Origin of the sequence: Porphyromonas sp. KLE 1280, assembly GCF_000700805.1 — a bacterium.
Lineage (GTDB): Bacteria > Bacteroidota > Bacteroidia > Bacteroidales > Porphyromonadaceae > Porphyromonas > Porphyromonas pasteri.
Genome location: NZ_KL362962.1, coordinates 678,382 through 691,754 on the forward strand (window position 1 = coordinate 678,382; position 13,373 = coordinate 691,754).

Sequence of the window (13,373 nt, forward strand, 5' to 3'; positions counted from 1 at the left end):
ACTTTTCGACAAAAGTTATATTACTTTTCTCCGAAGCCTATTGGAGCCACTGACGAAGGCACTATAGAGCCGTCTTAGAAGGGGCGTAGTCGCGCGTCAGAAGTTCGTAGCTCAGGCGCAGCCAAATGAGCGTGGGAGGAAGTGCCTTCAAGGCATAAGGCAAGACATACGCCTCACGCAGACTGCGGGGGAAGAGGTCCGAAGGCGACAGACTACTTAGCACAAAGGCGAAGACCAGAAGGGCTACGTCCCAGCCTGAGCGCTTCCACGGACTCGTCGTGTACCACAGCGCGATCCCAGCAAAAGGTATAATGTAGGTGCTTGACTCGCTGCCCGTGCTGAAAAGCACTACGAAGAGAAGCACCGAGCTAAGTATCGCATAGCGGAATGCCAAGTGGCGGTACTGCCCGAAGCGAAGGTAAGGCAAGCCAAAGAGCGCCAGCCCAGGGAGGATGACCAAGAGGTCGGAGTAGGAAGCCGAGCCCGAGGCCTTGCGGATCATCCCCAGAAGCGAGATGTTCTGCATCAGGGAGAAGGTGTTCTCACCGTTCTTCGCCGCAAGTCGTTCGTACCACTCGACGTATTGCCCTACGACATACTCGGGGCTACTGATCAGCATCGGCGCGACAAAGCACACGACCGACCAGCCGATGAGAGCCAGGATGAAGCGGGGCTTGCGCTTGACGAAGAAGAAGAATGCCAAGCCGACGACGCCATAGAGCTTGACGAACGTCCCCAAGACAATGAGGAAGGCGGCCGTGACTTCTCGCCCCTTCTCGATAGCTGCGAAGGAGCCGATGATGATGGCAGCGATGGCGATATTGAACTGCTGCATCTGCAGCGCCGTAAGTAGCTCATGCGCGCAGAACCAGTAGAGGAAGATCTGTCGCCCTTCTTCGAGTGGTAGGCGACGCACTGCATAGTACATGCCGAGCGCGAGCACCACGAGCCAGCCGAGAAGACCAATAGCATCGGGCACCACCGCAAAGGGAGCGATGACGAGACTGAAGACCGGGCCGTAGTGATTGTGGTCATTGTACTCCGTCGGGTAGAAGTCATACAGCGACAGCTTCTGGATGGTGTGCCAGAAGACTCCACGGAAGATGAGGAAATTATTATGGCGGTGCGGTGCGATCTTCGTCAGCCCCGCGACCACAGCCAAGAGCGTCCACAGGCCAAAGAGCGTGCGGGGATTCGAGAAGAACGGCTTGTGGAAGAAGGCCTGCAGCTTGGCGCACAGGCGAAGTAAGGGTTGGTCCTTAGTCATGATGCTTGAGGTGCTGAGCGATATGATAGCGTGGGCGCTGCTTGATCTCGATATAGATCTTCCCGATATACTGCCCGATGACGCCGAGCGACAGCAGGACGATGCTCCCGATGAACCACAAGGAGAGCATCAGCGAAGCCCAGCCCGGTACGGACAAGTGCTCGATGTAAGAGACCAGTACATACACCGCCATGCAAATACTGATAAGCAGGCACAGCAGTCCCATACCGATGATCCAGCTGATAGGGCGTGTCGTGAAGGAAGTGATGCCATCTACCGCCAGCAGGAGCATCTTGCGCAGCGTGTACTTCGATTCCCCAGCGACGCGCTCACTGATGACGTCGTCGACTGTCGTAGAAGCATAGCCCAGCTGAGGGATGATCCCACGCAGATAGAGATTGCGCTCAGGGTAGCAAGCCAAAGCATCCAGCGCACGACGACTCATCAGACGGAAGTCCGCATGATTGTAGATCGCACGAATGCCCATAGCACTCTGCAGGCGATAGAATACCAGTGCCGAGGTGCGCTTCAGGAGAGGATCTGCCGTACGTGAGACCTTCACCCCATAGACGATATCATAGCCCTCCAGATAGCGATCGATCATTTCCTCGAGCGCGCCTAAGTCATCCTGCAGATCGGCATCAATGGTGACGACGGCATCAGCGAAGTCCCGTGCCGTCATCATCCCAGCCATGATCGCAGACTGATGTCCCACATTGCCCGCCAGACAAAGTCCATCGATAAAGTGATTCTCTCGGTGAAGCTCTTCTATCAGCTCCCAGGTGCGGTCACGACTGCCATCATTGACGTAGAGGACGTGACTTGTGGGAAGGATCTTACCTGCTGCGATGAGGCGCTCAAGGAGACTCGTGAGTTCGCGAGCGGAATAAGCAAGGATCGCCTCCTCGTTGTAGCACGGGGAGACGATCACTAAGCGGGGAATGGGGATAGAGATCATGTGATGATCAGAGGGATGAATGCTTTGGGGACAGACAAACTTCACTTAATGTTGTAGGTAGAGCTGACCGTGATGCTGGCAGTCTTCTCCTTAGAAGAAGTATTGAAGGAGCCACCCCAGCTGTAATCTTCGTCGCTATTCTGACCGACGATCTGGAAGACACCCATGTTGGACTTCGTCAGGCCACCGAGACTGCTCTTACTGCCCTCAGCGATGACGGAGGCACGATTGCGAGCATCTTCAGAAGCTTCCTTGAGCATCTCGACCTTGAGGTCATTGAGCTTCGTGTAGTAATAGCGAGGATTGCCCGACTCGATCTCAATACCATTATTGATCAGCTCAGAGATCTGGCGAGAGACTGCTTCGATAGCCTCGATGTTGCGCGAGGTGATCGTCACCGTCTGCGTCAGGGAGTAGCCCTTGAAGCGATAGAAGGTACGCCCAGAGCTCTCGTCATAGGAGCTTTCATTCTCACGAGAGATACTGACGCTGCTATAAGCAATAGCTTCGCTGGGGATACTCTTACTCTGGAGGTAAGAGGCTACGGCCTGCTGCTTCCCCTTAAGCTCGGAGTAAGCACTCTGCAGATCTGTCGACTCAGAGGTGAAGCTGGCGGACCAGACAATAAGGTCAGAGGTGAAGTTACGCTCAGCCTTCCCCGTGACGGAGATCGTCTTGGGCGAATTGCTACGGAAGCCCTTCAGACCGCCAGCGAGTACAAAGACGGAGACAAGCAATGCGACAGCTCCGATAAGCGTGAGCGTAAGAGCGGACTTATTAATGTTCATTGAGAAAAGAAATTAGATAGTTATTGTAGAATCAGTGAACTCAGAATAGGTGATGAACTCAGCTCCCTCCTGCTTGAAGTAACTGATCCAGCGATCCAGTCGATCGACCATCGCACGGCCAGAGTTATTGCGCACGATGAAGGGGAGGTTCAGCTCGGGGTGCTCATTCAGCTCGTAGAACTCCCACGGATGGAAGTAGGTCACCAGATAGCCATCATGACGGAGCGTACGACGACAGAGCCAACGATAGAGTCCGAAGGGAAGGTTGTGACACGAGAGCCAGAAGAGCGGGAAGCGAATAAGAGGCGTCACCGAAGCTGGGATCTGCAGTACACCCTCCTTCATAAAGTGCGTACGTGGTGCACTCAGATGCATGTAGCGCCCAGGGATGAAGGTCGGGTTGAGAGAGGTGTTGTAGCTATAGCCTGCCTTATAGATCTCCACCTCGGGGACGGGCATCATACGAGCCTGACGATAGCCTCGCACAGGGACTCCTGCAAGAGCCTCGAGAGCATCCTTAGACTTCTTCAGGTCGGCAGGCTCAAAGGTCCAGTGGTAGTAACCATGCGATGCAAGCTCATGCCCCTCAGAGAGGATACGCTGGATGATCTCGGGAGCGTGCTGAGCGAAGTTCGCCGTACAGAAAAGGGTCGCACGTACCTCATGCTTCTTCAGTACATCGAGGAGGGCATGTGATCCTGCGACAGAGATACGTACCTGCTCCTCCATAGGGAGCTCGACACCATGCTCACGTGGCACGTCGAACTCCTCTATATCGAAGCTCAATAAGATACGATGGGGGCGTGTAGCCATTGGGGAGGTAAGGGGGACTACTTGAAGAGAGTAGACAGACGCTCGATGCTTTGCTCGACGGGAGCACCCTCATAGAGGATATTGTAGACGGCGCTACAGATAGGCATCGTCACTTGGTAGCGCTGGTTGATCTCATGTATACACTTAGCGCCGTAGTACCCTTCGGCGATCATGTTCATCTCCATCTGAGCGGCACGGACGCTGTAGCCCTTACCGATCATATTACCAAAGGTACGATTGCGGCTATAGCTGGAGTAGGCCGTGACGAGGAGGTCACCGAGGTAGACGGACTCTGTCACGTCACGACTGACGAGGTGCACGGTACTGACGAAGTTGCTCATCTCCGCGATAGCATTCGATATCAGCACGGACTGGAAGTTATCTCCCTTATTCATCCCATGGCAGATACCAGCGGCGATAGCATAGATATTCTTCAGCACCGCTGCGTATTCGATACCGACGACGTCACGGCTGACAGCGCAGTGGACGTAGTCGTTGCTGAAGATCTCTTCGCTCAGCACCTTGGCCTTAGCCATATCGAAGCAGCCGACCGTCAGGTAGGACATGCGGTCCTTGGCGATCTCTTCGGCGTGACAAGGGCCTGCGATAACCCCGATCTGACCAGGACGCAGCTCCTTATACTCCTGTAGATAGTCCGAGATGAGGACGTTCTCCTCGGGCACCATCCCCTTGATCGCATTGATGACGAGCTTATTGCGGATGACCGAGTTACGCACACGCTTGAGGTAATAGCGTATGTAGGGGGAAGGGGTAGCCAGGATGACGGTATCACAGGCTCGGAAGAAGTCATTGACATCCGAGTCAGTGAAGAAGGTGATACGATCCGTATCGAAGGTAACCGACGTCAGGTAACCAGGATTGTGGCGCAGGCGCTTGAAGTCCTTGACGTGTGTCGAAGTGCGCAGCAGCCAGTTAAGTTTGGGTTGCCGTGAGAGGACGATCTTCGCCAAGGCTGTAGCCCAGCTACCGCCACCGAGGATACCTACTCTACCGGGGAAGCTGGAAGTCTGTTCGGGCATGATACGTGTACTTACTTAGCCGACTCCCCGATGAAGGGGAGTGGCTCGTGAGAGAGTGCGGGGTGCGCTTACTGAGCTCCCCCGATGGTGGTCCAAGCTGTGACGATTTCGAGCGTCAGAGGCTCCAGATCCAGCTGATACTTCTTCTTGATATCCTGGAGCTGCTGCAGCAGACGACCGGGCTTCTCTTCGGCGCGTACCGACTCCAGTGTCAGATAGCCAGCCTTGTGCAGGACGGGTACCCATGCTTCGGGGATACCAGCAGCTACGAAGACCTCCTTCTTATCGCGAGGAGCTACCTTCTCGGGACGCATCTGAGGGAAGAAGAGTACTTCCTGAATGCTTTCCTGACCAGTCAGGAGCATCACAAGGCGGTCCATACCGATACCCATACCACTCGTCGGGGGCATACCATACTCGAGGGCACGAAGGAAGTCGGCATCGATGAACATCGCTTCATCGTCCCCCTTCTCTGAGAGACGGAGCTGCTCCTCGAAGCGCTCACGCTGATCGATGGGGTCATTGAGCTCGGAGTAGGCATTGGCCAGCTCCTTACCATTGACCATCAGCTCGAAGCGCTCGGTGAGGCGGGGATTAGAGCGGTGCTCCTTCGTCAGGGGCGACATTTCCTTGGGATAGTCGGTGATGAAGGTAGGCTGGATATAGCTGCCTTCGCACTTCTCGCCGAAGATCTCATCGATCATCTTACCGACCCCCATGGATTCGTCGACCTCAACACCGAGCTTCTTGCAGGTAGCGCGAAGCTCGTCCTCGCCCATCTGACTGATATCGATACCCGTATGCTCCTGGATGGCATCAAGCATAGTGATACGCTTGAAGGGAGCCTTGAAGTCAATTTCGCGATCCCCTACTCTGACCTTTGTCGTGCCTAAGACCTCGAGGCAGATGAACTCCAGCATACGCTCGGTGAACTCCATCATCCAGTTGTAGTCCTTGTAGGAGACGTAGATCTCCATAGCGGTGAACTCGGGGTTGTGCGTGCGGTCCATACCTTCGTTGCGGAAGTTACGGCTGAACTCATACACACCCTCGAAGCCTCCGACGATGAGGCGCTTCAGATAAAGCTCGTTGGCGATACGCAGATAGAGCGGGATATCCAGCGCGTTGTGATGCGTGATGAAGGGGCGCGCAGCAGCACCGCCAGGGATAGGCTGCAGTACGGGCGTATCGACCTCGATGTAGCCACGCTCGTTGAAGAACTGGCGCATCGCATTGAAGATCTTCGTACGCTTGAGGAAGATATCCTTGACATGGCTATTGACAACGAGGTCAACATAGCGCTGGCGGAAGCGGAGCTCAGGATCAGTGAAGCTGTCGAAGGTCTGACCATCCTTCTCCTTGACCACGGGCAGGGGACGCAGTGCCTTCGAGAGGAAGGTCAGCGAAGAGGCATGTACCGAGATCTCCCCCATCTGTGTGCGAAAGACTTCACCCTCGACACCGATGAAGTCGCCGATATCCATGAGCTTCTTCACTACATTATTGTATAGAGTCTTGTCTTCGCCTGGGCAGATCTCATCACGCGTGATGTAGATCTGGATACGGCCAGTAGAGTCCTGGAGCTCGAGGAAGGAAGCCTTACCCATGATACGACGGCCCATGACACGGCCAGCGACACGTACCTCACGACGAGGTGCATCATCCTGGAAGGTATCGAGGATCTCACGGGCATACCCCGTGACGACATATTCGTCTGCTGGATAAGGGTTGATACCGAGGGCGCGAAGCTCCTCAAGACTACGGCGACGGAAGATCTCCTGTTCGCTCAGCTCTAAGATATTCATTCTGCTATATGCTGATTCTGATATTTACTTCTTTACTAATCTACGCAAAGATAAGGCATTTCTACGACAGGACTAGACTGTTACACCCAAGGTTCTCGCCTATTGTAGCTAGTCCTATCACCACCTCCCACTGTAGAGAAGATAGCAGAATGGTAATCCAAGCCTTCTCAACATTCTTTCACAGGCCGAGGTTGATAGATAAAAGCATAGTCATCGACTTGAGAGTCGTGCCCTACTGCCTACAACTCAATAAGTATCATATGTAGAATGGAAATACTCGATATCCTTCGCTCCCGCTACACGACCAAGACCTACGACAGCACCTTCCATCTCAGCGACAAGCAGCTGGAGGACATCAAGGAGATGCTCCGCCTCTGTCCCAGCTCCATAAATAGCCAGCCCTGGGCCTTCGAGCTCATCGGCGATCGTGAGACAAAGAGCCTGCTTGCCCAGCACTCATACTCCAACAAAGAGCGTATCGAGCAAGCCAGTCATCTCCTCATCATCTATAACTATCGTGACGTAGCGACCTTCGAAGCAGAGCGTATCGCCACGCTCAGCGAAGGGGCGCAGGAGTTCTATCACAATAAGATCGCTTCTCAGGGCGAGGCCTCCGTCCTGGGCTGGATGCGTAGTCAAGCCTATATCGCTCTCGGGATCGCCTTGACGGGGCTTGCGAGCATGGAGCTGGACAGCACTCCCATGGAGGGCATCGACCTCGAGGCCTACGACCAGATACTCCATCACGACAAGTATAGCCCCGTCCTCGCTATCGCGATCGGTAAGCGTAGCGACGACGATATCAATCAGCCTACGATTACCCCCAAGCAGCGCCGCGGTGAGGTCTTCCTCTAGCCTCCGACAGACAGAAGCAATAGCCCCCATATAGGTCAGCCCGCCGACCTATATGAGACTGTTGCCGCGAGTCCTGTCCTCTATTTAGAGTGCTAAAGCATCGCACGCTCAGCTCTTAGATATACCACTCCGAAGAGATACGCAAGCCCTTCGCCTTATCGTACGTATTCCCCTTATCCAGCGGTGGAAAAAGTGCCATTCTCGTGAAGGAAAAAGCACCTTCACGTAGTGGTTTTCCGCATCTATGTACGTAGTCTTAAAGACCAGGTACGTCAGTCCAAATATCCAAGTACGTAGATATTAGAGCCACGTACGTAGATCAAGCTTATCAGCCACTCGTCCATAACTTTTATCCCTACGCGGAGTAACAACCTAATAGAGGTCACTTCACAAAGCTATATAGGAATCAAGAGAAAGCTATATAGCTTTCTTCACCATCCTATATAGCTCTACACACGTACTCATATAGGTCAGCCTGTCGACCAATATAGGTTCACATCTTCCCTCCTATATCACTTTGCATTATCACGCGCTATCTACCAATAAGCGCCCCCATACAGCACGGTACAGGGAGCCTATGTACCCGGGCTATCCACTTCAGCGGTCTACACTCGTGTAGGCCGTTTGCTTTATCAGAAAAGAGTTGGTAATTTTACCGCAAAGCCAGTGCTATTACAGAGCTGGTGGCACTATGGGTCTAACAATTAATCTATTCGAACGCATATGATCGAACGTATCGGCACCAATGCTGGCCTCGTATGGAATGCCCTTAACAGCCTGGGCAAGATGGACATTAAGGCTCTTCGTAAAGCAACCAAGCTCCGCTCTGACAAGGAGCTCTTTGCAGCCATCGGTTGGCTCGCGAAGGAAGGGAAGCTCCTCTTTGATGAATCCGGTGAAGAATTGCTCGTTGAGCTCACCTACTAATGCTAGATGGGGAGCACCACTCCCCTACTCATACCCTCAAGCTATCCCTTCGCCCCGACGGAGGGATAGCTTTCTTTCATCCCTATAGCTCTTATCCCCGTGGGTACCCCAACCTCTGACACAGCTCGAGCCTCCAACTTCGAGCTACTCCGCATCTTGGCTATGCTGCTCATCCTTGTGCTGCATGCCAACTTCCTCGCTTTCCGCTTCCCAACCAATGAAGCGATCCATGCGCAGCCACTCACATCTCTGGGCCAAGTATGGAGCGAAGCACTTGCCATCGTCGGAGTCAATGTCTTCGTACTCATCTCGGGATACTTCGGGATCAAGGCGCGCGTCAAGGGGATCGTGAGCCTGCTCTTCCAAGCCTTCTTCTATACCGTCGGAGTGTACAGCACCCTCGTACTCCTCGGACTTGAGCCATTCAGCCTATCGGAATTCGTGGGGAGCCTCATGCCCCTAAATCGAAAGGCAGAGTGGTTCCTCCCGACTTACCTGAGCCTCATGATCTTCTCCCCACTCCTCAATGCTCTCACTCAGCGAACGAGCGAAGAGGAGCTAAGACGCTACCTCGCCCTCTTCTTCTTAGTGGAGTTCGTCTTAGGCTTCATAAATGATCAGCTGGAGGTCAAGGATGGCTATTCACTCTTCGCCTTCGCTGGCATCTACCTCATCGGACGCTATCTACACCTCTACCCCAAGCGCCTTGAGCGCTGGAACGGACGGAGCTTCCTCCTTGGCTACTTGGGACTAACCTTTGTGCAATCTCTCGCACTCTTCCTCTTTGCCTATGGGACGGGACAGTCAATCGTAGCAAGCCCACTTGCCTATAAGTTCATGAGCTACGTCTCCCCGATCAACATCCTCGCTGCCGTACTGCTCTTCCTCGCCTTCTCTCGGATCAAGCTACAGAGTGCCGCAGTAAACTGGATAGGCTCATCGACTCTCGCCGTCTACCTCATCCACTGCAATGCACGGCTCATCGGGCGATATACGGGATTTGTGCGGGAGCTGAGCGAGCAGTACCCGACGGGACTTTTCATCGTATCAGTGGTGGGATTTATGTTGCTGGTCTTTGTGGGGAGCATCCTCATTGATAAGCTCCGCCTGCTGCTGTGGCGCTGGGTCATCTCGCCACTCTATGATAGGATCGCCCGCCTATGGGTACGTGCTGGGCTACCTATCTTTCAGTTCCCCGAGCTGAGGAACTAAGGCTTTTCCTTCTTCGTCACAGCCTCCACTTCGCCATCAGCAAAGCGCACCGAGATCTCTGCTCCCGCAGGGATCTGGCTACTACGTGTGACGATACGCCCGCCAAAAGAGACCAGGCTAAAGCCTCGACGCAGGATCTGATCGGGATGTGCCAAGCGAATCGCTTGCTCCTGACGTAGGAGATCAGCCTCCATACGCTCTCTCAAGCGCGACACATGTAGTGGCAGGGGAGAGAGTCGCTCACGAAGCGCCTGACGATACTGACGCAAAGCATAGGATGCAGCTGTCGGGAGGCGACGGAGTGCCAGCTCAAGACGATGCTCAGACTGCTGGAGATAATGACGAGCTGAGAGAGCGATCTGTGAGTGCTGTGTGAGAAGCTTACGCTCAGCCTGCTCCAAGCGACCACGTACCAAGAGCGGCAGGCGTGAGACCTGCGTATGGAGCCAATTACTTCGCCCCATGGATAGGGCTTGTAGCAAAGAGGGAAGTCGGCGCAGCTGCTCCCGCAGCTCCGCCAGTTCACTTGCCAGGCCCTCGACTAAGAAGGCAGCTACTGCCGTCGGGGTCTTCAGCGTAGTATGGGCAATCAAGTCAAGCACCGAGACATCACGCTCGTGCCCGATGCCTGCAATGATAGGTAAGGGGAATTGTGCGGCAGCCTCACACAAGGTATAGTCATCGAAAGCTCTTAGCTCACTCACGGCGCCTCCACCACGGATAATTACCACGGCATCAAAGTGCTCCTCCACCTCGGCGATACGCCCCAGTGCAGCGAGTATAGATGCAGTCGTATCATTCCCCTGCATCTGCGCCGCGAAGAGCGCCGTATAGAGCACTACTCCATAGGGATTCTCATGGAGCTGACGCATGAAGTCCCCATAGCCTGCTGCCGTGGGAGACGAGATGATAGCGATACGCTGCAGGGGGAAGGGAAGATCAAGCTCTTTATTCATCGTGAAGAGCCCATTGCGCTTGAGACGCTGTATAGTCTCCAAGCGCAGACGAGCGATCTCACCGAGAGAATAATTGGGGTCAATATCGATGATATTCAAGCTCAGTCCATACTGCGGATGGAAAGCAATCCCGACAAGAGCCAAGATACTCATCCCCGAAGAGAGCTTTCCCACACCGCTTCTCTCGAAGCGCTGCTCGATCAGCGTATAGGCCGATGACCAAATAGTAGCACGCACCTTCGCCACGACATCCCCTTCCTCACCCTTCTCCAAGAGCTCCAAGTAGCCATGGCCTTGGCCACCAGCACGACGCAGATCACTCACCTCTGCCCGCACCCAATAGCGGTCGGGGAAGGAGTGCTCTAAACAGCGTCTGACCGAACCCAAGAGCTCGGTCAGACTAAATGAACGGACAGTCGTGGCTTGCTGCACGGAGACCGCCTATTGGGGGATATGATCTGGGATATGGATGCTACGCTCAAAGCTTACATCCAGCGAGATCAAGGTCTCGGTAGCGACGACCCCTGGGATGCTCTGAATAATCCCATTGAGGATGCGCATGAGGTCATTATTATCAATCGCATAGAGCTTGATGAGCATCGTATAGGGTCCCGTAGTGAAGTGACACTCGACGATCTCAGGGATCTCACGCATTCGCTCGGCGACCTCTTTGTAGAGAGAGCCTCGCTCCAGTCGCACCCCAACGTAGGTACACGTGTTGTAGCCTATCTTCTTGGGGTTCACATGATACTTTAGTGAGGTCAGGACCCCATTCTCAATCATACGGGTAAGACGCTGATTGACGGAGGAGCGCGAGCTATTCTCTCCTTCAGCTACGTCACGCAAGGGGACGCGAGCATTCGTAGTCAGTCGTCTAAGGATCTTCAGATCCAGCTCATTCAGTTTCTTCATACAAGGGTGGGTCGGTGCGCCACTAATTGCACACTTTATGATACAAATGTAGTAAATATCCCATGATTAGTTGCCATATCGTGCTCTGATCTTGGCAATTTACCTAGTTTCTCTCTCTGCAGACTGCCCAAGTTGGCGCAGAATAGGGAGGCACTTGAGCTGAGGGAAAGAGTGTAAGTGTAGGCGGTAATAGTCAAGGAGGTAATCGAGAATCACCCCGCGCTGCTGCCGGCTATAGGCAAAGCCGTGCATTGTGTAATAGCTCATGCGAAGGAAAAGCGGCAGATGCTGTGTCTCCTCTGGTGACAAGCAATAAGCCTCTCGATGTGGCAGGTAGCACTGCTCTTGCAGGCTGAAGCAATATCCACATCCTCGAGCCTCATCATCGGGAAGATCTGGAGCGATACCGAAGTAAGGGAGGAGTGTCAGTAGGAAGCAGAGGTGGAAATTCGCAACACCGCGACTAAGCCCTTCCCATAGGACAAGCGATGAGGAGATATAGTCATAGAGCTCCTCATCGGGTGTCTGCGTCGTCGACAAGATACGATAGAGGAACTCACTCAGGAAAATCGCCTGAGCTCCCTTAGCAGGATCCGTATGGACTGCGTGTCGAGGATGCAAGCTATGCACCTCCTGAATACGTGCCAAATCACGCTGAGGACTAAGCGACAGCGTGATCTCCACTTCTGCCAAAGGGCGCAAGTGCTCCCGCACAGCGTTCTTTCGGCTGGAGGTCTCGGGGACAAGCGTACCAACGTAGCCTATCTCCCGACTATAGAGGTGTACGATGCTATAGCGGTCACTATAGCGAGTACGATGGAGCACAAGAGCAGGCGTAGTCGTATAACCCATCAGCAGTCTACTTAGGAAATACCAATAAAGAAGAAGACGAGCCTACAGCTATGCCCCACGATGTGGGCAGTGCTATAGACTCGTCTTCGTGAGTGAGATTAGATGCTCATGCCTCAGGGACTAGCTTAGTCTACTTGGACAACGAGGATCTTTGAGTTACTCCAGAAGGCCTGAGCATTCTTGATGTAGAGGACAAGCTGCTTATCAGAGCCTGGAACGAGCTCATAAGAAGAAGCAGGATGCACTGTCAAGAGGCGAGCCTTACGGCTGAAGAGGGGGATCTGCGAGAGCTCGCGGAGGTCCGTCTTCGTGAAGTAGCTCATGTTAGCGTTCTCCGTGACGACGCGACCGCTCTTGATGAGGTTCATCTCCTTGAGGTCAGAGCTGGTGCCGACGCAGTAGCGGACGGTGTTCAGTTCCTTCTCCTGAGCAGCCAGAGCTTCGGCCTGCTGTGCCGTAGCGACATTCAGACGATCAACGTCCCCATTACGCTGGGTAAGCATAGAGTCCAGTACGCCGATAGCGAGGTTCTTACGCTCGAGCTCTTCGGAGAGAGCGAGGACACGCTGCTTCTGGTTTTCGAGCTCCTTACGCAGAGCAGCGATCGTGCCGTGCAGACGCTTGTTTTCCTTACCACTTGACTCCAGCTTCTTAGTCAGCTGGTCAAGAGCTTCACTGCTGGCACGGAGCTTATCGTTGATCAGGAGCATGTTATCCTTGATACGATCACGCTCAGAGCGCTGGAGGTCGCCACTACGAGGATTGACATTGATCATCCCTTCGACGGAGGAGATCTCCTGGAAGTTCGTCAGGACACTGGCTACGAGGGAGTCTGTTTCATGGAGTTCGGCCTCATAGTTCTGGTTGATCAGGGCGAGTGAATCATACTGCTGCTTGAGCGTCTGATATTCGCCAGAGTTCTTCCCGCAGGAAGCGAGAGTAAGCAGCATCGCTGCACCCAAGACAAGTCTCTTTGTCATACGTTTAT

The 13,373-nt window shown here is 53.9% G+C and carries 13 protein-coding genes; 3 read left to right on the forward strand and 10 right to left on the reverse strand.

Annotation, left to right across the window (positions count from 1 at the left end):
• Window positions 1–61: 61 nt before the first annotated feature.
• The 6 genes from HMPREF1121_RS02605 to lysS all read right to left on the reverse strand — a co-directional run bounded on the left by HMPREF1121_RS02605 (window position 62) and on the right by lysS (window position 6,671).
• Window positions 62–1,267, reverse strand: coding sequence for a glycosyltransferase family 87 protein (locus HMPREF1121_RS02605; protein ID WP_044114516.1), 1,206 nt, complete (start codon window positions 1,265–1,267; stop codon window positions 62–64).
• Window positions 1,260–2,210: a glycosyltransferase family 2 protein gene (locus tag HMPREF1121_RS02610; RefSeq protein WP_198019156.1), complete on the reverse strand. Its 951-nt coding sequence runs from the start codon at window positions 2,208–2,210 to the stop codon at window positions 1,260–1,262. The genes HMPREF1121_RS02605 and HMPREF1121_RS02610 overlap by 8 nt, the downstream gene beginning before the upstream one ends.
• A 56-nt stretch (window positions 2,211–2,266) precedes the next feature.
• Window positions 2,267–3,013: an SIMPL domain-containing protein gene (locus HMPREF1121_RS02615; protein ID WP_052353559.1), complete on the reverse strand. Its 747-nt coding sequence runs from the start codon at window positions 3,011–3,013 to the stop codon at window positions 2,267–2,269.
• A gap of 12 nt (window positions 3,014–3,025) precedes the next feature.
• Entirely contained in the window at window positions 3,026–3,826 is an 801-nt protein-coding gene (locus HMPREF1121_RS02620) for a polysaccharide deacetylase family protein (protein ID WP_044114518.1), read from the reverse strand.
• A gap of 17 nt (window positions 3,827–3,843) precedes the next feature.
• Window positions 3,844–4,866 carry an NAD(P)H-dependent glycerol-3-phosphate dehydrogenase gene (locus HMPREF1121_RS02625; RefSeq protein ID WP_009433078.1) on the reverse strand — a complete coding sequence of 341 codons (1,023 nt, stop codon included), beginning with the start codon at window positions 4,864–4,866 and terminating at the stop codon, window positions 3,844–3,846.
• A gap of 68 nt (window positions 4,867–4,934) precedes the next feature.
• The gene (lysS, locus tag HMPREF1121_RS02630; protein ID WP_044114519.1) at window positions 4,935–6,671 is read right to left on the reverse strand and encodes a lysine--tRNA ligase; all 1,737 of its coding nucleotides are present in this window, start codon (window positions 6,669–6,671) and stop codon (window positions 4,935–4,937) included.
• Between the two features lie 267 nt (window positions 6,672–6,938).
• Between lysS and HMPREF1121_RS02640 the strand changes: the two genes are divergently transcribed.
• The 3 genes from HMPREF1121_RS02640 to HMPREF1121_RS02650 all read left to right on the forward strand — a co-directional run bounded on the left by HMPREF1121_RS02640 (window position 6,939) and on the right by HMPREF1121_RS02650 (window position 9,665).
• Window positions 6,939–7,526: an NAD(P)H-dependent oxidoreductase gene (locus HMPREF1121_RS02640; RefSeq protein ID WP_044114521.1), complete on the forward strand. Its 588-nt coding sequence runs from the start codon at window positions 6,939–6,941 to the stop codon at window positions 7,524–7,526.
• 723 nt (window positions 7,527–8,249) lie between these two features.
• Window positions 8,250–8,453: a winged helix-turn-helix domain-containing protein gene (locus HMPREF1121_RS02645; RefSeq protein WP_009432916.1), complete on the forward strand. Its 204-nt coding sequence runs from the start codon at window positions 8,250–8,252 to the stop codon at window positions 8,451–8,453.
• Window positions 8,454–8,552: 99 nt separating this feature from the next.
• A complete protein-coding gene (locus HMPREF1121_RS02650; protein WP_044114522.1) occupies window positions 8,553–9,665 on the forward strand; it encodes an acyltransferase in 1,113 nt (370 codons plus the stop codon).
• On the opposite strand, the gene xseA is transcribed toward HMPREF1121_RS02650, so the two are convergent.
• The 4 genes from xseA to HMPREF1121_RS02670 form a co-directional block, all read right to left on the reverse strand.
• A complete protein-coding gene (xseA, locus tag HMPREF1121_RS02655) occupies window positions 9,662–11,053 on the reverse strand; it encodes an exodeoxyribonuclease VII large subunit (RefSeq protein WP_044114523.1) in 1,392 nt (463 codons plus the stop codon). The genes HMPREF1121_RS02650 and xseA overlap by 4 nt on opposite strands.
• 9 nt (window positions 11,054–11,062) lie before the next feature.
• Window positions 11,063–11,533, reverse strand: coding sequence for an Lrp/AsnC family transcriptional regulator (locus HMPREF1121_RS02660; RefSeq protein ID WP_009433161.1), 471 nt, complete (start codon window positions 11,531–11,533; stop codon window positions 11,063–11,065).
• A gap of 99 nt (window positions 11,534–11,632) precedes the next feature.
• Complete coding sequence (locus HMPREF1121_RS02665) at window positions 11,633–12,385, reverse strand: DNA repair protein RecO (RefSeq protein ID WP_009433039.1); 753 nt, start codon at window positions 12,383–12,385, stop codon at window positions 11,633–11,635.
• Between the two features lie 125 nt (window positions 12,386–12,510).
• Window positions 12,511–13,365: a Cbp1 family collagen-binding glycoprotein adhesin gene (locus HMPREF1121_RS02670; protein WP_009433110.1), complete on the reverse strand. Its 855-nt coding sequence runs from the start codon at window positions 13,363–13,365 to the stop codon at window positions 12,511–12,513.
• Window positions 13,366–13,373 lie beyond the last annotated feature (8 nt).